The organism is Pseudoalteromonas haloplanktis ATCC 14393 (genome assembly GCF_000238355.1).
Classification (GTDB): Bacteria; Pseudomonadota; Gammaproteobacteria; order Enterobacterales; family Alteromonadaceae; genus Pseudoalteromonas; species Pseudoalteromonas haloplanktis.
The window spans coordinates 501548-521399 of sequence record NZ_AHCA01000002.1 but is presented as its reverse complement, the minus strand read 5'-3'; the positions used below and the strand labels follow the sequence as shown (position 1 = coordinate 521399).

19 protein-coding genes and 1 other RNA gene are annotated in these 19852 nt (G+C 39.4%); 10 read left to right on the top strand and 10 right to left on the bottom strand.

Features of this window, described 5'->3' with window-relative positions; genetic code table 11:
* Nucleotides 1–11: 11 nt before the first annotated feature.
* On the bottom strand, nucleotides 12–908 hold the full coding sequence (locus tag PHAL_RS0106480; protein WP_016707617.1) for a GGDEF domain-containing protein: 897 nt from the start codon (nucleotides 906–908) through the stop codon (nucleotides 12–14).
* Between the two features lie 151 nt (nucleotides 909–1059).
* Here PHAL_RS0106480 and PHAL_RS0106475 point away from each other — a divergent pair, with 151 nt between their 5' ends.
* Nucleotides 1060–3036, top strand: coding sequence for a monovalent cation:proton antiporter-2 (CPA2) family protein (locus PHAL_RS0106475; RefSeq protein WP_016707615.1), 1977 nt, complete (start codon nucleotides 1060–1062; stop codon nucleotides 3034–3036).
* A 13-nt stretch (nucleotides 3037–3049) separates the two neighbouring features.
* Here the strand turns inward: PHAL_RS0106475 and PHAL_RS0106470 are convergent, their stop codons facing one another.
* Complete coding sequence (locus PHAL_RS0106470; protein ID WP_016707614.1) at nucleotides 3050–4195, bottom strand: patatin-like phospholipase family protein; 1146 nt, start codon at nucleotides 4193–4195, stop codon at nucleotides 3050–3052.
* Between the two features lie 171 nt (nucleotides 4196–4366).
* On the opposite strand from PHAL_RS0106470, the gene PHAL_RS0106465 reads away from it, so the two are divergent.
* The 6 genes from PHAL_RS0106465 (at nucleotide 4367) to PHAL_RS24730 (ending at nucleotide 8144) form a co-directional block, all read left to right on the top strand.
* Nucleotides 4367–5233, top strand: a complete 867-nt coding sequence (locus tag PHAL_RS0106465; RefSeq protein ID WP_016707613.1) for a DUF3014 domain-containing protein — start codon at nucleotides 4367–4369, stop codon at nucleotides 5231–5233.
* A gap of 131 nt (nucleotides 5234–5364) precedes the next feature.
* Nucleotides 5365–5461: signal recognition particle sRNA small type (gene ffs / locus PHAL_RS23805), an RNA gene on the top strand.
* An 805-nt stretch (nucleotides 5462–6266) separates the two neighbouring features.
* A complete protein-coding gene (locus PHAL_RS23795) occupies nucleotides 6267–6563 on the top strand; it encodes a DDE-type integrase/transposase/recombinase (protein ID WP_080571516.1) in 297 nt (98 codons plus the stop codon).
* Nucleotides 6548–6769, top strand: coding sequence for a hypothetical protein (locus PHAL_RS24735; protein ID WP_080571515.1), 222 nt, complete (start codon nucleotides 6548–6550; stop codon nucleotides 6767–6769). Before PHAL_RS23795 ends, PHAL_RS24735 begins: the two co-directional genes overlap by 16 nt.
* A 21-nt stretch (nucleotides 6770–6790) precedes the next feature.
* Nucleotides 6791–7648 (top strand): hypothetical protein, encoded by an 858-nt coding sequence (locus tag PHAL_RS0106445; protein ID WP_036980515.1) that lies wholly within the window; start codon nucleotides 6791–6793, stop codon nucleotides 7646–7648.
* Nucleotides 7649–7667: 19 nt separating this feature from the next.
* Nucleotides 7668–8144, top strand: a complete 477-nt coding sequence (locus PHAL_RS24730) for a hypothetical protein (RefSeq protein WP_016707607.1) — start codon at nucleotides 7668–7670, stop codon at nucleotides 8142–8144.
* Here the strand turns inward: PHAL_RS24730 and PHAL_RS24725 are convergent.
* A complete protein-coding gene (locus tag PHAL_RS24725; RefSeq protein WP_232321850.1) occupies nucleotides 8108–8314 on the bottom strand; it encodes a hypothetical protein in 207 nt (68 codons plus the stop codon). The genes PHAL_RS24730 and PHAL_RS24725 overlap by 37 nt on opposite strands.
* A 404-nt stretch (nucleotides 8315–8718) precedes the next feature.
* Between PHAL_RS24725 and PHAL_RS0106435 the strand changes: the two genes are divergently transcribed.
* On the top strand, nucleotides 8719–9120 hold the full coding sequence (locus PHAL_RS0106435; protein ID WP_016707606.1) for a hypothetical protein: 402 nt from the start codon (nucleotides 8719–8721) through the stop codon (nucleotides 9118–9120).
* 375 nt (nucleotides 9121–9495) lie between these two features.
* Nucleotides 9496–9963 carry a nuclear transport factor 2 family protein gene (locus PHAL_RS0106430; protein ID WP_016707605.1) on the top strand — a complete coding sequence of 156 codons (468 nt, stop codon included), beginning with the start codon at nucleotides 9496–9498 and terminating at the stop codon, nucleotides 9961–9963.
* Between the two features lie 264 nt (nucleotides 9964–10227).
* On the opposite strand, the gene PHAL_RS0106425 is transcribed toward PHAL_RS0106430, so the two are convergent.
* From PHAL_RS0106425 to PHAL_RS0106400, 6 genes are all read right to left on the bottom strand, one after another.
* Nucleotides 10228–11406 (bottom strand): alginate export family protein, encoded by a 1179-nt coding sequence (locus PHAL_RS0106425; protein ID WP_016707604.1) that lies wholly within the window; start codon nucleotides 11404–11406, stop codon nucleotides 10228–10230.
* Nucleotides 11407–11445: 39 nt separating this feature from the next.
* A complete protein-coding gene (locus PHAL_RS0106420) occupies nucleotides 11446–12285 on the bottom strand; it encodes an ABC transporter ATP-binding protein (RefSeq protein ID WP_016707603.1) in 840 nt (279 codons plus the stop codon).
* A gap of 23 nt (nucleotides 12286–12308) precedes the next feature.
* On the bottom strand, nucleotides 12309–13265 hold the full coding sequence (locus PHAL_RS0106415) for an ABC transporter permease (RefSeq protein ID WP_050901569.1): 957 nt from the start codon (nucleotides 13263–13265) through the stop codon (nucleotides 12309–12311).
* 100 nt (nucleotides 13266–13365) lie between these two features.
* Nucleotides 13366–14763 carry a CmpA/NrtA family ABC transporter substrate-binding protein gene (locus tag PHAL_RS0106410; protein ID WP_016707601.1) on the bottom strand — a complete coding sequence of 466 codons (1398 nt, stop codon included), beginning with the start codon at nucleotides 14761–14763 and terminating at the stop codon, nucleotides 13366–13368.
* A 420-nt stretch (nucleotides 14764–15183) separates the two neighbouring features.
* Entirely contained in the window at nucleotides 15184–16245 is a 1062-nt protein-coding gene (locus PHAL_RS0106405) for a CmpA/NrtA family ABC transporter substrate-binding protein (RefSeq protein ID WP_016707600.1), read from the bottom strand.
* 9 nt (nucleotides 16246–16254) lie between these two features.
* On the bottom strand, nucleotides 16255–16884 hold the full coding sequence (locus tag PHAL_RS0106400) for an ANTAR domain-containing response regulator (RefSeq protein WP_036980574.1): 630 nt from the start codon (nucleotides 16882–16884) through the stop codon (nucleotides 16255–16257).
* Between the two features lie 326 nt (nucleotides 16885–17210).
* Here PHAL_RS0106400 and PHAL_RS0106395 point away from each other — a divergent pair, with 326 nt between their 5' ends.
* On the top strand, nucleotides 17211–18215 hold the full coding sequence (locus PHAL_RS0106395; RefSeq protein ID WP_016707598.1) for a transposase: 1005 nt from the start codon (nucleotides 17211–17213) through the stop codon (nucleotides 18213–18215).
* Between the two features lie 372 nt (nucleotides 18216–18587).
* On the opposite strand, the gene tyrS is transcribed toward PHAL_RS0106395, so the two are convergent.
* On the bottom strand, nucleotides 18588–19844 hold the full coding sequence (gene tyrS / locus PHAL_RS0106390) for a tyrosine--tRNA ligase (protein ID WP_016707597.1): 1257 nt from the start codon (nucleotides 19842–19844) through the stop codon (nucleotides 18588–18590).
* Between the last annotated feature and the right edge of the window lie 8 nt (nucleotides 19845–19852).

Here is a 19852-nt window from a genome sequence, read left to right as displayed (position 1 = left end):
GCATTACACTATTAGTACGCTCTGGCGCAATTTCTACCAGCGGCTTTTGCTTTATATAAGCCTTTATCGGCACGGGCAAAAATGTCATTTTCACAGTCTTGGCTGCTTGTCAGCGTGAAGCCAATACTGGTGGTAACCTGATACTGTTTCATTAAATTAGATTCAGCTACTAAGCGCATTACTCGCTGAGCTATTACTTTGTTAGTAGTAAACTCAGGATCATCAATTAACACCGCAAACTCATCACCACCAAAGCGAAACACAGAGTCAGTAGCGCGAATACTGCTACATAATACATTGGCAAATTCTTGTAATACATCATCGCCAATTTTATGACCATAGTTGTCATTAACTTGTTTAAAGTTATCTAAATCTAACAACATTAAACTAAATGGGCGATGCTGACGGCGGCAGCGCTCTAATTTCTGCGCCAAAATATCATTAAACTGACTGCGGTTATTCAGCCCGGTTAAGGTGTCTTTAGTCGCGAGTTTAAGCACTCGGCTATACATTAAGGCATTACGCAACGGATAAACCAGTGCATTGTGTAGCCCCACTAACTTTTGTTCAATATTGCCTGACAGCGGGTACTGGCAAAAGTAGATGAGCTGGCCTAAATGTTCATTATTTATATCTAAATCAAATGAATAGGGTGGTTTACTGTTATCACTATCTGCTATTTGAGCCACACCTAGAGATGATTGAAACTGCAACCCTGAAAAATTAATTATTTGTTTAGCATGAGCAGCATAAATAGTAAGCAGCTCTTCTAAATTCAACGTTGTTTGCAATTTTTCAAGCAAACTATGGATAGCGCTAGGCTCACTATTACGGTAATGCTCTGCCGAGAACGGCAGAAACTCGCCACGTGCTGAGATCCGTTGCGTCAAAATATGGACATTTTCCACGTTTTTCTCCCCCTAGGAGTGTGTTGTTACACTTGTTAAGCGATTTTTATGCCACTATTTCAAACTGGCTGAAAAACAGATAGTTGCTATAGTTAATCCTGTCATAGCTAAAATTTTGGCGGTATTGCATCAATATAAGTAGGAGGTGTGTTTGCAAAGTGTATTGGCCCAAATATTCGGCCTATTATTAGCTGCAGTGGTGCTGGTATGGCTATTTAAACGAATAGGCCTACCGCCGATCCTTGCCTACCTTGCTACCGGTGTTTTAGCTGGGGGGCATGGTATTGGTTGGATGGCGCAAAGTTATGAAATGCATTTTGTTGCTGAGCTTGGCATTGTATTTTTACTGTTTAGCCTGGGACTGGAGTTTTCTGTTGGTCGATTAATGGCTATGCGCAACATTGTGTTTGGTTTAGGCACACTGCAAGTTGTGATCACTACTATTGTGTGTATGCTGATTTTATTGTTGATGGGTTTATCAGCTTTGAGCAGTTTTACTATTGCGACATTAATGGCGTTGTCATCTACTGCAGTGGTGGTTAAATTATTAAAAGAATCTGGCGAACTTAAACAACGCCGTGGTCAGCTCGCTATTGGTATGCTGTTGTTTCAAGATATTGCCGTTGTACCCTTACTCATTACATTACCACTATTGGCGCAAAGTAGTGATTCAGAAGGCATTGCATGGGCACTGACTGTAGCGTTAACCAAAGGCGCGTTTGTTTGCTTGTTATTATGGGCAATTGGTAAATGGGTACTGCCTAAAGTATTTAGTGAAGTCGCGCTAATGCGTACCGATGAATTATTTGTGTTAACCACCTTACTGGTTGCTTTATTTGCCGCAGGGCTGACTTATTTGTTTGGCTTATCAATGGCTCTTGGGGCTTTTCTAGCTGGCATGATGCTAGGAGAAAGTCAGTACCGCCATCAATTAGAAGCGGACATTCGGCCATTTCGCGACATTTTAATGGGCTTATTTTTTGTTACCGTAGGTATGCAGCTTGATATCTTATTTGTGCTGGGCGTATGGTATTGGATTGTGGCTGCTCTTGCACTAATGCTAGTGCTCAAAATTGGCGTTATTACTTTTTTAGCGCAGTTAATGGGTGAGCGAAAACAAGATGCTGTAGCAGCCGGGATTATGTTGTGGCAAATGGGGGAGTTTGGTTTTGTATTAATAGCGCTTGCCACAAAGCATCAATTATTAGCTGCAGAGCACGCTTCCTTTTTAATTGCCATTGCTGTTATGTCGATGGGCTTAACCCCTTATTTGATTGAACGTACACCTTGGTTATTAAAGCAGTTTGGCTTAGTTAAACACTCCCAGAACGAATGGCAGCAGCAACCCAATAGCAGCACTTTGTATCAAAACCACGTGGTGATCTGTGGTTTTTCGCGGGTTGGGCAGACCATTGCGCGGTTTTTAAAACCAGAAGCTATCGAATATGTTGCCGTTGAAAATAATCCAATTCTTGTGCATGAAGCTAAAGCAGCGGGTGAGCCTGTTATTTTTGGTCATGTAAAGCAAAAAGATATTTTAAAGTCTGCCGGTGTTGAACGAGCACGCTTAGTGATCATTACGTTCACCGATTTTGAACATGCGCAAATTGTGATCGATGCCATAAAACAAATCGCTCCACAGGTGAAAATATTAGTGCGAATGCGTGACGATAGTCACCTAGAAGCATTAAAAGAGCTTGGCGTGACCGAAGTGGTTCCCGAAACACTGGAGGCTAGTTTAATGCTGGTGTCGCACGTGTTATCTATGTCGGGGGTGCCGATGTCGCGTATTGTTAGGCGGGTCAGTAAAGAGCGGCGTAATCGCTATCAATTTTTACATGGTTTTTTTGCCGGAGATAAATTTGATAGTGAAGAAAGTAACGCCGAACGACTTGAGTATTTACATGTTATTGCACTGCCCGAGTATGCCTTTGCAGTAGCAAAAAGCATTAGTGAGCTAGGGCTTGAAAAGCGCCGCGTATCTGTTCGGGCATTACGCCGCCAAGACCGTGAAATTGATAGCCCATCAAGGAATATAGTGTTACTCGCCGGCGATATTTTAGTGCTGCAAGGTAAACCTCGTCGCGTAGAGCGAGTTGAGCGTTATTTACTTGATGGCAGCGAGTAGGCTTAAACTTGTGTTAATCAAGTTCTAAAAACTCGCGTATTTGTGGTAGTTTTTTAATGCCATCTTTGTAACCAATTTCGATCAAATGCTGGGTGTAGCGTTTTTCAAATAATAAATAACTGGTTAAACTCGATTGTGAACGTTTTTTAACCCCAATCATACGTAGCAGCACTTTAATTGCCAGCGGCATATCATCGTAATACTGCGCAGCAATGGCGTTAAAGTTTTCAGATGGATTGATCACAAAACTGTGTATTTGTTTTAGTTCTTGGTGTTTGTCGCGACCTGGTAATAAACCTAAGGTACGGTTGATCCGTTCAAGACGTTCAAGATCTGACTGTAAGGTGTCGGTAAATACACTATCGAGCAAGTGACCTGCAATAGCTGATAACCCGGGGAAATGTGGCAAGTAGCCTGGTGGATGTGCTTCTTTTGGTTGATCGACACCAATAATAAATATTTTTTCAGCGCCTAAATGCACACTTGGACTCAATGGTGATAATTGGTGAATTGAACCATCCCCAAAATAATGGTTATGGACATTCACACTCGGAAATACCATTGGAATAGCACTGGATGCCATTAAGTGTTCAACATTAATACGCGTTGCTTGGCCTTCGCGTTTCGCGCGTTGCCAAGGCGATTGTGTATTAGATTGAAAAAACGCCACAGAATCGCCCGTAGTATAACTGGACGCGGTGATTGACAAAGCATCTAAATAATTACGATGTAAATTTCGCTCAATACGTGATAAATCCAGTATATTATTCAGCAACACCCGTAAAGGTTGATTGTTTAATAAACTCGCGGGTGGATGATTAATATGTTCAGATTGAAAGCTGGTCAGTATATTACGAGTTAAATGACCAAACACACTGATAAAATCACTTTTATATACCATGGAGGTCGAAAAGTTTTTCCACACTGATTCCAATTTACGAACAGCTAAATGCGCACACGACGCATAACTTGCCAATGCAGCTGAATTGATCGCGCCCGCAGAGGTGCCATTAATAATAGTAAATGGTAAGGGAGCTGTACGTGGCATACTGTGAGCAAGGGCTTTAAGCACCCCAACTTGATAGGCCGCGCGTGCACCACCGCCGGTCAGAAGTAGTGCGACTTTTGGTTTATTTTGATTGACCTGCTTGATTTTCATAGTTGCAATTAAACCGTTGAGCGTCTTTACTTTATTTATTAACTGTAAGTCTTTAAGCTAGAAGAATCAAAGGATACCTTAGCTTGAGAATAAAAATTATCGCTAAGCAATGAATTATAGTAACTTAGATACCTCTAAGTGTTATGCATTTAAATTTTTTATGGAGTTTGTATGTCAGATCAATCACCACAGCCAGATACAGAAAAGCGTCCACCAAATAACAACTTATTGTTTGCGGTCGGTGTGTTAATTATCATCGCCTGTGTAGCAGGGTATATTTTACTCAGTCCAGAAGAAAAACCGCAACCGATTGTTGAGCAGACGATAGATGAACCAGTCATGCCCGAGTATCAAGCTCCAGAGCCGCAAGAGATTGCAGAACCTGAAACCTTGCCTGAGCCAGAAGTAGTGCAACGCCCAGAGCAAAGACAGGTTGAACCTGAGCCTGAAGTCGCACCATTACCAACTCTTAACGAGAGTGATACCGTGGTGGTTGCCAGTATTGATGACTACTTAAGTGATCAAGCAATGAGCTTGCTTATAACAGACGACGTTATTCGCCGTGGTGTAGTATTTATAGATAACTTAGCCAAAGGTAAAGTAGCGGCTAAGCATGCGCCAGTTGAGCGCCCAGAAGAAAGCTTTAGCGTGATAGAAGGTGATATTCTTACTGTCGATCCAAACAGCTATGAACGCTATACACCTTACGTAAAAATATTTACCAGCATGAGCGCAGCGCAAATTGTGCGTTTATACGATGAGTACAAGCCATTGATCAATGATGCGTATGCAGAAATTGGCTATCAAGGTGATGCGTTTAATCAAACACTTGAAGAGGCGATAGAGCTATTATTAGATACTCCAGAGCCAAAAGGCGATATGCCATTATTACGTGACTCTGTCACTTACCAATATGCTTACTCAGAATGGGAACGCCTGCCAGCTGCGCAAAAACAGCTACTGCGCATGGGGCCAGAAAATATGAAAAAAGTAAAAGCAGTACTGCGTAACGTAAAAGCAGAGTTAGAGAAACAATAAAATCGTTTAAAAAACAGTGCGATTGTATGTTTAACATGCAATCGCACTTTCTTTTTGCGTTTACCCTTGAATAACACCCCAAAAGTAGAGATAATCCCTCCCGCGCCAACCAAGGCCCTCAATGGTAGTCTTATTGGTCCTCTCGCAACACTAGCAGGCGAACCTGGTCAGGCCCGGAAGGGAGCAGCCACAGTTTGTGACGTGTGTGCCGAGATGTGGCTGGTAAGACTGCCACCCAAATTCCTCATTTGGGTGTTGTACATTTCCCATTTTTTTATCCATCTAAAATTTACTAATACTAGTTTCTTATAATGCCTTTCTGGTGAATCCTCATCAAAATTGTAATAGCATCTTTTTTAATCAAACAGGCATATTCTTTCATCATACTTTTGATCTAATACCAATCGACTAAAATATTAAAACTATTCTAGCGAGCTAAATAAAGCGCAAACTGCGTTATAAATTTTTCATGTACGACTGCATGGATACAGGAGCAATTGCCGAGAACAACTGTCTAGTGAAAGCTGGGAAGTCCACCCCGCTAAATTAGAGGCTGAGTTAAAGCGTGTCACGGAGGAACGGGATATTATAAAAAAGACGCAAGATACTTTGCCAGCAACCCCAAGTAAAGTACGGCTTCATTCGTGACCACCAAGATGAGATTTCTATCACAACAATGTGCCGTCTTTTTAAACTGCATTGTAGTGGTTTTTTTGCGTGGTAAAAACAGCATAAAAGTAATAGAACGCTTGAAAATAATCGCTTGTTGAAGTTCATTAAAGCGTTTTATGTAGACAGTGGCGGCACGTATGGTAGCCCTTGAATACATGTTGATTTGCTTGACGCTGGTGAGTAATGCAGCGTGTTGCGAAGATAATACGACAACATAAGCTTAAAGCCCAAATTGGGTATAAGCGTCGACATATTAAAGGTGGTAAGGCATCGCGGATTATAGGTAACATATTAGCACGCCAATACAACCCGCCTGTGCCGAATCAATCATGGGTGAGTTACATAATTTATATAAGAAACTATGAGGTTTTTATATGTGGCAACAGTGATGGACTTATTTTCTAGGCGTATTGTGGGTTGGTCGATGGATAAAAATATGGATAAACACCTTGTTATAAATGCACTCTTAATTGCCGTATATCAACGTCAGCCGAACGCTGAGGTACTGGTTCATAGTGACCAAGGTAGTCAATACGGTAGCGCTGACTATCTCGTATTTATGAAAGAGAATAATCTTGTGTCTACTATGAGCCGCGCTGGGAATTGTGATGATAATGCGGTGCTGAAAGCTTTTTTACGACAATTAAAAAGCGAATAATTAAGCGTAATATATACTCAACACGCGAGGATGAGAAAGCTGAGATATTTAATTTTATAGAAATGCGTTACAATCCAAAAAGCGCCATTCACACACAGGCGGTGCTTCACCTGCTAAGTTTGAGGAAGCGTACTATTCTGAGTTGTAAACTACCTAGTGAAAGCTGGGAAGTCCAAATGTATTTATGTTTTAATACAGTCACTTAATGTTTAGAGAATTATTACATTATGAATATTATAAAAAAAAAACTTCTTACAATTTCAAGTTTTTCGCTGGTGGCTTGCATGGCTACTCAGCCACCTATTATCAAGCTGGAATCAAATGAAATATATGAGTTTGACTCTAATGCTAGCTTTGCATTGAATGTGGCTAATATGACACGTAAAACAGCGGGGTTATCAGACGTTGACTTACCAGAAGACGCACAATTCAAATCGAATGGTGTTCTTGTTGGTACTGAATATGCTCTATCTTTTCTTACTGGTGGCTTAGTGGATTTAGCGGGGAGTTTAGGTGCGCAATCAGAAGCTGACCGCGCATTCAACTGGAAGCCTATGCTTGTTTTTCTTGCAGATATAGACGAACAAAATGTTGATGCCAGCGTTGTTACTACCGTTGAGAGTGAGTTAACAAAAACATTTGATAATATGGATAATGCTAATTTTTTAGGTTTGGCAAGAGTAGCAGCGGATCACCATGACAATAATTTCATACTTATATTTAATGGTGAAATGTGCGATTCGGCTGATACTCCTAAAATTGACTATCAAAAGGCCAAAACCGCGGGGAACATTCTAAACTTAAAACCTGAATATAATAATGCATGCGAAATACAAGTTTCTGTTGAAGCGACAGGTAAGGTTAATTACAACAACAATGTCAAAAGCGTAATCACCACAACATTGCTAAGTGACTACCAATTTGCTTCACCAATTACTATTGCAACGTCAGGTTTTGCTGTAGTCCCACAAAGCTTTAGCACTTGGGGAAGTAGCACAGTCTATAAGGTGTCAGCACCATTTGTTGCTTTTGAAGATACGATGTATTTCTTTACAAAACAGAATAGCTCTATGAAAATAAAATAATACTATTAAAGTTAAAGGGGTGAAGTACCCCTTTATTAGTTATAAACTAACTCCTCCCCCAATATTAAATCCGAAATCACATACTGGTGGCCTTGGGTGTTTAGAGCAATCTAAAGTTTTATTCATTTCTTCCTCAATTTTCTTTGCTCCTTCAGCTGCATTGCTAGTTCACATAGATCCAAAGAAAAAAGGATTTATCAACAAGGCTGTGCCAGAAGTGCTGCTCAATTTGAGTATAGAAGAAGCGTACTGGCTTGAATCAATTCAACGTTTCAGGCAGCAAACAACGGTTAAAGCAACAAGCTGCAACCATCGACGTGCAATAGTACAAAGGCGCAGGTTGAGTGAAGACTGGAAGCTTCTTCAAGTGAATAGTCAGAAAAAATACAATGATACAATTAAGTTATTGATAAAAATTAAACCGCTAGATTATATTTTTTGCCTAAAACTCCTTCTAAGCTACTCAACTCTACGTTTTGCAACAAACAGTGTGTAAAAAGCAACTACAACGTTATTAACGAGGAGAGAGTTATTAAATTTTAACAACAAAATATGCCTGTCCTTTTTATTTGTAGTCATTTTTATTTGTAGTTGCCAGTTGCATATTCTTATCTTGCTGCGTATCCAGTGATTCAAATCTACAGTAAGCTGATAAGCGTTGGCTATTAGGTAGTAGTATACCCAGCCGCGTAAATTTTTTTGGTCTAGAATCTGTATTACTCTAAAGCCGCAGCGTCTCTTAACCTCTTTGTGTATAATTCAATTAAAGATCTTTTGCACAAAGAGAAGAGAATGAGCAGTAAATGAGGATGAACTTGAAGGCTAATATTGATATGTGAAAACACGATGAGCTAATAAAGGGTTAGCTGCTATCTCTGACAAATAAGCCACTCAAACACCTGTTATACCTTCCAAAACGCACATTAAGGCAACAGCAAATCCTCTTTTTGTATTTTATGTAAAAGTCAGTTGTCGATTGAATCAAAATAGGAACTCGGCTATGGTTAATGCACCAATAAAAATAAATTAAAAACGAGTTATTCTACAGGCTCATTAGGTGCAAAGGACGTATGCGCATATTATCTAGTTTCATTATTACAACTTCACTCTTTACAGGTATAGTTAGTGCCACCGGAGGGCTGTTGGTTTATAAAATTTCTTCCGAATGCATTGAAAATATCTCTATAAAGGAATCAAGTTTTAAGGGATATTGGAATATTTATATTGAGTTAACTACTTCTGAAGGTTTGAATTTAAATAACATTACTCAAAAGAATCTAGGGCGCAAATTTATAATGGTAGATGCTCGGGAAAATGATATTGGTTTTCCATCAGCTACTTTGCAAGCACCGTTATCTAAAAATTTCAGAATGGCAGGCTTTGACTCTATAGAAAAAGCGGAAAGTACAAAAAAACAAATTTTAACTAATGCAGGTGCGTGTGGTTTTGCACCTAACACATATGAGCCTTAACTCTGTCAATAGGCACTAGTATTCTTTTTGAGCGTTTTTTAAATTGACGGTCAGTTCAAAATTAACTCTAATTCAATAAGCAAATTCGTTTACTTCGTCTGTCGATGTGGTTGTTAAGTAAGTAGCTTACATTACTAGCACTGCATTTGTTTATTTTCCTCTTAAGCGCAGCGTCTCTTAACCTCTTTGTGAATAATTCAATTAAAGATCTTTTGCACAAAGAGAAGGGAATGAGCAGTAAATGAGAATGAACTTGAAGGCTAATACCGGAGTTTTTCAAGTCAGTTGTCGATTGAATCAAAATAGGAACTCGGCTATGGTTAATGCACCAATAAAAATAAATTAAAAACGAGTAATTTAAGGCAAGGAGTACCAATGAAAAAATGTTTATCAATTTTAACTATCTTAATTTCTGTTATTTCAACAGCGACTTTAGCCAGTAGCGATGAATTTGATTACGATAACTTTGTTAAAAATTATCATCAAGCTATGACAAACACACAAAAACCTAATGCATCTAAAGATGATTTAGAACAGTATTTGTCACTATTAACTGATGATGTTGGTAACCAACATTTTCCAAATGCGCCTGATGACTCTAGAGAGCCAGACGGCAAAGAATTAATGCGTAAAGGAATGTCTCGTTATTTAGGTGTACATACAGAATACAAAGGTAAAATAATAGAGTATATCGTTGGTTATAACGTGGTAGCCCTTAAACATGCGTTCTCTGCAAAAGGCTTACGTTCTGACGGTTCAGAGTTTAGTTATAGCAAAGAAGTTTTAGATGTTTTAGAGCTTGAAGATGGTAAGGTATCTGTAATTCGTAGATACGGGCAATAGTTCACATCACATATATGAGCCTAACTCTATCAAGAGTTACCAGTGTTTTTTTTGACCGTTTTTATAAATTAAATTATAAAATAGGACAGGCACAATTTTTTGCAACATTCACTAAGAAGCAAAATAGCAAAAATATATGCCTTGTCCTTATTGCCTTTTTATCTTCTTCACTTTACCGAGCGTAGCCACTAAACCCGATTATGATAATTTATACACCAAGTAGTTCATAAGCTTAAATAGGCTACTTATTTAATACACACGGTATTAAAATTTAGCGCCCAGCCACAACCAAATTTTATCAGTATCTACTTTACCAGCACCAACATCTCCTGCCGAATAGGCGGCATATTTAATACCTACGGTTAGGTTTTTCGCAAATTTTCTAGTAAATACAGCGTTAATTTCACTTCCTAAATTATCAACTGTTGGTGTTGCTTCGTCTGCACTGTAATCATGATAAACCAATGACCAAGCACCACCGAGGACTTTCCCTGAAACGGAGGCGTATAAATCGACTAAACCTTCCTTTGGTGTCGTTAAAAATTGGTCTGCCCAGCCGTTGAATTTATGCAAAGTTGCCAAGGGGGTTGAAAAACTATATAGAGCATTATCACTGCCGAGAACTTCGCCGCCTAACTTTACAGTCACAGTGTTAAAGCTATAGGCGCCTTCAAGGGCAATATAATCTGCTGTGTGATCACTGCCATTGTCGTTAGCTTCTTGACTTGCATATTCAGCTAAATAGGCAAAGTTATCTTTTTTACCTTTGAAGCTTAGTCCGTAGGTATCTAAGCTATTTGGTGTGCCTTCATCGACTTCTAATAGGTAGCTATAGCCGGTGAGTAGTCCTAACTCTGTTTTATAATTTATATGTAACAGGTGATCATTGGAATGCAGATCTTTTTCTTCAGCAAATATACGGTTACGTTTGTTTATGTAGCTATAACTTGTGTTTATTTTGCTGGTTGCAGTGTAATTAAGGGTTGCGGCATCAAAAGTTTGCCTATCTTGGCGCCAGCCAACATGGCCCACATAGCGTTGATTGTCTAGGGCAATAATTTGGCGGCCTACTTTAGCGGTGAGTTTGTCTGATTTATATTGTAACAATGCTTGGTCAAGCTCTGTGGTTTCTGGATCGGCGATAACTGAATAAAGCAGGTTGTTGCCGATGGCATCGTTATAATTATTAACCCCTGCGAGCTGTCGTGAATCTTCAAACTCAATTACCCCAGAAAAACCTTGGTAGTCGGCGCTGGTATAATTTAAGCGTGTACTTATTGTTAAAGCTGATGCGTCTTTTAAGATGTTGTCTTGCTGTACCCCTTCATAACGTATGTTGAAGTCGAGGGTTGTTTTTGATTGCGTATTGGCGTAAGTCGTTGCCGTTGTGCCAGTTAATAATAGTAAGGTGGTTACTTTTGATAGTTTTGCTCGAAATGTCATGTTTTTCCCTTAGAATTTTTATGTTTTATTTTTTAGCTCTTAGGCAACATCAGATTGTTTTTGCTTAGGGGTTGCTGTTGATGTTGGTATCACTTCTATTTTTCTTTGTTTTTCATACAAGAAAGTTAATACAGCAGAGCGCAGACGGTTATATTCTGGGTTTTCGGCCAAGGCTAAGCGGTCTCTTGGGTGTGGTAAATTTACCTCTAATATTTCGCCAATTGTTGCCGCAGGACCATTGGTCATCATAACGATGCGATCAGATAATAAAACGGCTTCGTCAACGTCATGAGTGATCATGATCACGGTATTATTGAGCTTTTGCTGAATTTCCATTAGTGAGTCTTGCATGTGCGCGCGGGTTAATGCGTCTAAGGCCCCAAATGGTTCGTCCATTAAGAGTACTTCGGGTTTCATTGCAAGGGCTCTTGCTATACCGATCCGCTGTTTCATACCCCCCGATATTTCGTCTGGGCGCTTATCTTTGGCATGATCCATGTGTACTAAATTTAGGTTGTGTTCAATCCATTGCGTCATTTGGGCTGGAGACATTTCATTTTTGAAAACACGTTTTACAGCCAGCTCTATATTTTCATAGCATGTGAGCCAAGGTAATAATGAATGGTTTTGAAATACAACAGCTCGCTCAGGGCCGGGCTCAGTCACTTCTTTGTTGTTTAATAACACGCCGCCTTTGGTGGCTTTATGTAAGCAGGCAACAATATTTAGTACCGTTGATTTACCACACCCAGAGTGACCGATTAAAGAGATGAACTCGCCTTTTTTGATCTGTAAATCAACCCCTTTTAATGCGGTGAAGTCTCCCTTTGGTGTGGGAAAAACCATGTCTACTTTGCTGATATCTAAAATTATACTCATTTTATTTCCTCAGAATTTAGTGGCTAACGTTGCGCGCTTGATTTGTCCCAAGAGAGCTTTTTTTGCAGCTGTAACATAGTGCGATCTAGCATGAAGCCAATCAGACCAATCACAATGACGGCTGTCATAATACGGCTGAGTGATTGTGAACTGCCGTTTTGAAATTCGTCCCATACAAATTTCCCAAGTCCTGGGTTTTGTGCCAGCATTTCGGCGGCAATTAAAACCATCCAGGCAACACCTAATGACATTCTCATACCGGTAAAAATGGCTGGGATAGAAGCAGGAATAACAATTTTTTGAATATGTACTAATCTTGGCAGGCTTAACACTTTACTTACGTTGACCCAATCTTGGTTCATTGATGCAACACCAAACGAAGTGTTAATAACCATTGGCCAGATGCTACACAACGTTACAGTGATCAAGGAGTTGATGAATGATTTGGCAAATAAAGGCTCTGGTGATACATACAAAGCACTGACGACCATGGTCACCAGAGGTAGCCAAGCTAAGGGAGAAACGGGCTTAAAAATTTGAATAATAGGGTTGATTGCCATGTTAAGGTTTTTACTTAAACCAATCGCAATACCTAATGGTATGGCTATTATTGCGGCTAATAAAAAGCCACTTAATACAGTGAGTAAACTTGTTATTATTTGATCTAAAAATGTTTCTTTACCGGTATAAGCACGTATTTTTGGCTCGTAGCTTGGATCTTTTGCCATCCGCGCTTCATTTCTTTGTTCTTGGCGTAAATAAAATGCAGCTTCTTTTTCGCGCTCAGTATTATGTTCATTAATCAAGTTACTTATTTGTGTTGCAACTGAACTTGGCCCAGGGAACTTACCTAATGAGGTATCGATGCTGCTGGCTGTGAGTGACCAAAATAATAAAAAGCATATAATACCGACTGTCGGTAGAATTATTGCTTTTGCCTTTGTGGTAAAAAATGCAGTAAAAAGACCCTTAATAGTCATGGGTTGACTCCCCACTATTTTTTTGCTCAATATCGCTGTCATGATCGTTCCTTAATGCACTGCTAAGCTGTGCATTACTGTTATTTATTAGATAAAAAGGTTAAAGCTTGTCACCTGCTTTTAAGCCTATCTTGAATTTATTGATGTAGTCGTTTGGTGTTGTCCCGTCGTAAACAATATTGTCGATAAAGTGTTTTTGCGGCTCGCGATAGCCATCTTCATCAACGAGATCTGCAAAATCGCTTTTTAATAACAGTTTGTCTGCAACTAACGATTGTGCTGCTGCCATGTAAATATCTGGACGGTATACTTTTGCTGCAACATCTTTGTACCAACTGTCTGGCTTGTCTTCGCTGATTTGCCCCCAGCGACGCATTTGGGTTAAATACCAGATAGCATCAGAGTAATACGGGTAGGTTGCGTTGTAGCGAAAGAAGACGTTGAAGTCAGGTACTGCGCGTTTATCGCCTTTTTCGTATTCAAATGTACCTGTCATGCTGTTTGCGATGACTTCGCGGTCAGCGCCAACATAGTTAGATTGTGATAATATTTTTACAGCTTCGGGGCGGTTAGCATTGTCGTTTTCGTCTAACCATTTTGCTGCACGAATGAGTGCGCGGGTTAAGCGGATGGTGGTATTTGGGTACTTTTCAGAAAAAGCTTTAGTAATACCAAATACTTTTTCAGGGTTATTTTTCCAAATTTCATAGTCAGTAACCACTGGTACACCGATACCTTTAAAGACAGCTTGTTGGTTCCAAGGTTCGCCCACGCAGTAGCCATAAATAGTACCGGCTTCCATGGTTGCGGGCATTTGCGGAGGAGGGGTTACTGATAGCAGAGCTTGTGCGTTAATTTTACCAGAGGTATCACCTTTATGAGGCGCATAGAATCCAGGGTGAATATTGCCTGCCGCTAACCAGTAACGAAGTTCATAGTTATGCGTTGACACAGGAAAAACCATGCCCATATTGAAAGGTTTACCTGCATCTAGGTATTTTTCTACTACGGGTTTTAGCGCATCGGCTTTGATTGGATGAACGGGTTTACCGTCAGCTTGCTTGGGAATATTACCTTTCATTTGTGCCCATATTTCATTGGAGACGGTAATCGCGTTACCATTTAAATCCATTGAGAAGGGGGTAATTATCTCGGCTTTTGTACCATATCCAATGGTGGCTGCTATGGGTTGCCCGGCAAGCATGTGCGCGCCGTCTAGTCGGCCATCAATAACACCATCAAGGAGTACTTTCCAGTTCGCTTGTGCTTCAATGGTGACGTATAAGCCTTCGTCTTCAAAAAAGCCTTTTTCGTAAGCGATAGCGATGGGGGCCATGTCGGTTAATTTTATAAAGCCAAATGTTAACTCTTCTTTTTCGGGGTAACCTAACTCAGCAGCCAGTAAAGATGTGGTGAGTAATGAGCCTGATATGCAAATACCCGCTATCACAGCGTGGCATAATTTTTTGCATTTCTTTTTTAAGCGTATTTTCAACATACTTTTCTCCAAATAAAAAAAAAGCCCACAGCAACGCAGATAAATCTGAATTGCTGTGGGCTACTATGCCAAACTAAAAATGACTACGGCTTTGCAGTGCGATTAGTTTTAACGGAATAAGTTTTTTAAATTAGTTTATTAAGCTGTTAATAAAACCGCTGTTGGCCTCATTAACATAAACATCATTTACTTGGATAAAGCATAGTGTATGCCATTTTTAAAATATTTAATCTATACAGTATGTTATGTTTTTACGTGGGATGATTTACTCGTTGTAATTTTGAATTATGATTCATTAAGGGGAATGGTTTGCATTAAGCTGGTGCATTTTTGAAAGTCTGCAAGTTAATTTGGTTATTGATACTCTGCGCGAAAATATCTTGCACAGAGCAGGCCATAGTTAAGGGGTATTAAACGGCTTTATTTGTGCTGAAAAAGGTCTTTGCGATAAATAGTCGCAATATCTAACTGGGCTCGTTGCTCAGGATTGATATGGCCATTGTTTAACATCATGTCAGCAATTTTCTCCCCGTAGTGTGACTCTGGTGCATTAAAATCAGTATTGTTTAAGTCCGAAAATTGGTTATAACTTGGCACTAAGCGGGGGGGATGATTATTAAACGTTAAGCAACTGCCTAGTAAGGAAGGGGCGATCACATCGATTGGAGTATCTAAATACTTAGCGCGAGTTAAAAGTCGGGCAGCTTCAAAACGATTGGGGATGCTTTCTAGCCATTGGCAGGCTTCATATAAAGCGCAGATCAATGCGTTGGTGGTATTTGGGTATTGTTGTTGCCAGCTTGCCATTAGGCCGAGTACTTTTTCGGGGATATCTTGTAATAAATCTGCCGATGTTACGCCTGTAACACCTACGGCTTCTCTTACAGCTTTGGCATTCCATGGTCCTCCTACACAAAAACCATCTAAATCACCAGATTGCAAAGATGGCACCATATTTGATGGTGGTACTATCAGCAAATTAATTTCAGATACTGCTATGTCACTACGTTTAAGCCAGTCTGTCAGTTGATAATAATGACAGCTGTAAGGAAAAACGACAGCAAAAGTTAGTTTTTCATTTATCAGTGCTCTTTGAGCTATTTCATGCTTGAGAATATTGGCCTCGAATGGCATAGGTAACTGAGTTACTTGATGTTGTGCGAGGATTTTATTATACAATGAACTGGAAATGGTTATGCCGTTACCATTTCGACTTAATATCAGTGGTGTTATAACCGTTGAGCGCTCTCCGTATAGACCAAGGTTGCTTGCTATTGGCATAGGGGCAAGCATTTGGGCTGCGTCAATAACACCTGTGTGTAGCTTGTCTCGTAATGAGGCCCATGAGTTTTGTTTAGATAAAGTAACTGTAAGTCCCCATTTAGCAAAAAAGCCCATCTCATAAGCAACAACAACTGGGGCGCTATCTGTTAAGGGCATAAAACCGAGGGTTAACTCTTTTTTTTCAATATTAGAAATCATTTTGGTTCTCTAAAGAATGCTGGCAACAGATAAAATATTTCTAGCGACATCATCCATTTTTTGACTATTGTCCATCGCTGTTTTTCGAATGAAATGATAGGCCTGGGTTTCAGACAATTGTTTGTTTTCCATCAACCAGAGCTTTGCTTTTTCAATGTTTTTTTGACTCGATAATTTTTGCTTTGTGGCAGCGAGTTCTTGCTTTAGATCTTGAAATACGGCAAAACGAGCGATCGCTACATCGATAATTGACCGCACGCGTTGATGGCTTACTTCACCAATAACATAGGCACTCACACCTGATTTAACCAATTGATTTATTGTGGTGCTAGGATTTTGATGTTCAGAAAAAACCACAATGGGCTTGGGGGCAAATTGTGATATTTGGTTTAGGTTTTCAAGCATGTCGCGATCAGGTGATTCAATATCGATTATGATAATGTCAGGATCAAGTTGCTCTACATCTTTGAGTAAAGGCATGCCAGAATGGGCAATATGAAAAATATCATAGTGATCATTACTTAATACATTCATCAAAACCGTTGCTTTTGCTTGGTTTTTTTCTGCCAGTAGCACCTTTAATTTAGTGTGGGCTGCTTGCTTGGTGACTGATGATAAAGTAAGTGTGTTCTTTTTCAATTTAGTTAATACAGGAAATAAGAGACTAAAGAGAAACAAGCAACATTTATGCCTTGTGACAAAGTTTTTAAATATCATGACGTTAAATTACAACGCTAGCGATTGCAAAACGATTGTGCGATTTAATGATGCAATGATGCGCCATAATCGCTCACAGTAACAACAGATGTTTTAATCCACTGTAAAATAAAAGAGAAAAATAAAAGGACAGGCACAAATTTTTAGTAAGTAAGGAAAGCCAATTTCAATGAATGCACACGAATGTTTTGCAAAATCCACAGCATTAACTACTGTTATTGTATACAGTGATTAATGAGCTTTATATTATGACTCGTGCGAGAAAAAACCTTATTGATTTAGCATCCACATCTTACTACCACTTAATAGCTCGCTGTGTCAGGCAAGCATACTTATGTGGTAATGATAAACATACAGGAAAAAATTTTGATCATCGTAGGGAGTGGCTTATAGAACGAATAAAGTTATTAAGTAGCGTGTTTGCTATTGAAATAGCAGCTTATGCGATTATGAGTAATCATTACCACTTAGTAGTAAACGTGAATAGGCGACAAGCACTGGAGTGGTCTGATATTGAAGTCATTGAGCGCTGGTATCAACTTTATAATGGCCATATATTAGTTGACCGCTTCTTAAATGGTGAGCAGTTTGATGAAGCCAATTTACTATTTTTTAATGAGATAATCGCTAAATGGCGAGAAAGGTTGTATGACATTAGCTGGTATATGAAAAACCTTAATGAGTACATAGCCCGTGAAGCCAATAAAGAGGATAACTGCACAGGCAAGTACTGGGAAGGACGTTATAAGTCACAAGCTTTATTAGATCAAACAGCAGTGCTTAGTTGCATGGCTTATGTCGATTTAAACCCCATCAGAGCAAATATAGTAGATACACTTGAGGACAGCGATTACACTTCAATTCAAGAGCGACTAGCGCATTTAAAAGCCTTTACCACAAGTGCAGTTAAAGCAAATAAATCCTTAAAGAAAAACGATAGTATTCAGCATGAAAGTCAACCTGCACAGCTAAAACCATTTGGTGGTAATCATATAAAACACACAATCCCTATTGCTTTGCTAGATTACATTGAATTAGTGGACTGGAGTGGTCGTCACATAGATCCAAATAAAAAAGGGCATCTCAACAACACCGTGCCGAAAGTACTGCTCACATTGAATATAGATGAAGCGCAATGGCTTGAATCTGTAAAGCGATTCAGGCATCAATATTCAAATTTTGCAGGCAGCAAACAGCGTCTCAAGCAACATGCGGCAAGCAACGATGTCAAATGGTATAAAGGGGCGGGGTAGCACTAAGTTTGCCATGTAATTGAAAAATAATCTCCGATAAAGCACCCGTCTAGCAAAGGCTTGCTCTGCAGCCTAATATTCTATCCAAAAATGTAAAGCTTTGAATAATCTCTGTGAAAAAACTGAAAATGTATAAAAAAGACGGGTGAATGTTAATAAACTTGAAGTGATTTTTGACGCTAGTACAGTTAAAGTATAAAAGATGCCTGTCCTTTTATTTCTTTATTTTATGCCTGTCCTCTTTATTATTTATTGTTATTCTTTTTATCTACATGTTGTGAGTGATGTTTAACTGTATATTTTAAGGAAAGTGGGGCAAAAGATACGTAATGCCCCGATTTGTAGCTCTGTACTTTTATAGTGAAAACGATTTTACGACATCACTCTTTTAATTAAACAGACGTGTTTTTTGCCTTTTTGAATTAACCAGTATTGATCAAATAACGGCAATTGCATTGCTGTACTTTCGATTTGGTTAACTTTTTCACCATTAACGCTTATTGCGTTATTACTAATGAGTTCTCTGGCTATGCGTCTAGAGCTTGCGAGATTAGCTGCAATTAATAACTCAACAAGGTCGCTTTGAGGTGATTGTATACAGGGGACGCCATCAAATTCGAGCTGCTTTAATTCACTTAAACTTAGCGTTTGTACACAACCACTAAATAGCGCGTCAGTGATGCGTTCGGCACTTGCCAGTGCAGCTTCGCCGTGAACAAAAAGCGTTATTTGTTGAGCTAAAATCTTTTGTGCTTCGGGCTTAGTTTGGCTGAGCTCATCGCAGGCTTTTATATTATCAATTTCATCGCAGTTTAAAAAAGTGTAGTAGCGTAGAAAGTTGTATACATCAGCATCATCAACGCTGAGCCAAAATTGGTAAAACGCGAACGGGGAGGTTTTTGTTGGATCAAGCCACACAGTACCTGTTTCAGTTTTACCGAATTTTTTGCCATCTGATTTTGTGATCAATGGTAAAGTTAACCCATATACAGTTTCGTTATTTTGTCTTCTTGTGAGGTCTATACCACTGATAATATTTCCCCATTGATCATTGCCACCGATCTGCAATCGACAATTAAACTGTTTATTAAGTTGTGCAAAATCAAATGACTGCAGTAGTGCGTAGCTAAACTCGGTGAACGATATTCCTTGTTCTGGACGATTAAGTCGCTGTTTCACTGACTCGCGGTTGATCATTGAGTTTATTGAAAAGTGTTTTCCGATATCACGGAAGAAATCAATAATATTGATGTTGCTCATCCAGTCGGTATTATTAGCAATCAGCAATGGTTTCTTGTCGCTGTGCATTAATTGTTGTATTTGTTGGGTCAGTTTTTTAACCCATAGAGCCACTGTTTGCTCAGTGTTTAAGCTGCGCTCAGTTGCTTTAAAACTGGGATCACCAATCATGCCTGTTGCCCCACCAATTAAAGCAATTGCTTGATGGCCTGCATCTTGAAAACGCTTAAGCATGAGTAGTGGCACTAAATGACCGATATGTAGGCTATCGGCAGTAGGATCAAATCCGCAGTAAAGCACTTGCGGTTGTTGTAAAGCTTGTTGCAGTTGTTCTAAATTACTTGCTTGGGCAATGAGCCCTCTGGCTTGTAGATCATTTAATAACGTCATGTTTCTGT

What these genes read in the sequence shown, in the direction of transcription:
- PHAL_RS0106470 (WP_016707614.1), bottom strand. Translation starts at nt 4,195, where the DNA reads ATGAAAATCAAGCAGGTCAATCAAAATAAACCAAAAGTCGCACTACTT.
- PHAL_RS0106465 (WP_016707613.1), top strand. Translation starts at nt 4,367, where the DNA reads ATGTCAGATCAATCACCACAGCCAGATACAGAAAAGCGTCCACCAAAT.
- PHAL_RS23795 (WP_080571516.1), top strand. Translation starts at nt 6,267, where the DNA reads ATGAGGTTTTTATATGTGGCAACAGTGATGGACTTATTTTCTAGGCGT.
- PHAL_RS0106445 (WP_036980515.1), top strand. Translation starts at nt 6,791, where the DNA reads ATGAATATTATAAAAAAAAAACTTCTTACAATTTCAAGTTTTTCGCTG.
- PHAL_RS0106435 (WP_016707606.1), top strand. Translation starts at nt 8,719, where the DNA reads ATGCGCATATTATCTAGTTTCATTATTACAACTTCACTCTTTACAGGT.
- PHAL_RS0106430 (WP_016707605.1), top strand. Translation starts at nt 9,496, where the DNA reads ATGAAAAAATGTTTATCAATTTTAACTATCTTAATTTCTGTTATTTCA.
- PHAL_RS0106425 (WP_016707604.1), bottom strand. Translation starts at nt 11,406, where the DNA reads ATGACATTTCGAGCAAAACTATCAAAAGTAACCACCTTACTATTATTA.
- PHAL_RS0106420 (WP_016707603.1), bottom strand. Translation starts at nt 12,285, where the DNA reads ATGAGTATAATTTTAGATATCAGCAAAGTAGACATGGTTTTTCCCACA.
- PHAL_RS0106415 (WP_050901569.1), bottom strand. Translation starts at nt 13,265, where the DNA reads ATGACTATTAAGGGTCTTTTTACTGCATTTTTTACCACAAAGGCAAAA.
- PHAL_RS0106410 (WP_016707601.1), bottom strand. Translation starts at nt 14,763, where the DNA reads ATGTTGAAAATACGCTTAAAAAAGAAATGCAAAAAATTATGCCACGCT.
- PHAL_RS0106405 (WP_016707600.1), bottom strand. Translation starts at nt 16,245, where the DNA reads ATGATTTCTAATATTGAAAAAAAAGAGTTAACCCTCGGTTTTATGCCC.
- PHAL_RS0106395 (WP_016707598.1), top strand. Translation starts at nt 17,211, where the DNA reads ATGACTCGTGCGAGAAAAAACCTTATTGATTTAGCATCCACATCTTAC.
- tyrS (WP_016707597.1), bottom strand. Translation starts at nt 19,844, where the DNA reads ATGACGTTATTAAATGATCTACAAGCCAGAGGGCTCATTGCCCAAGCA.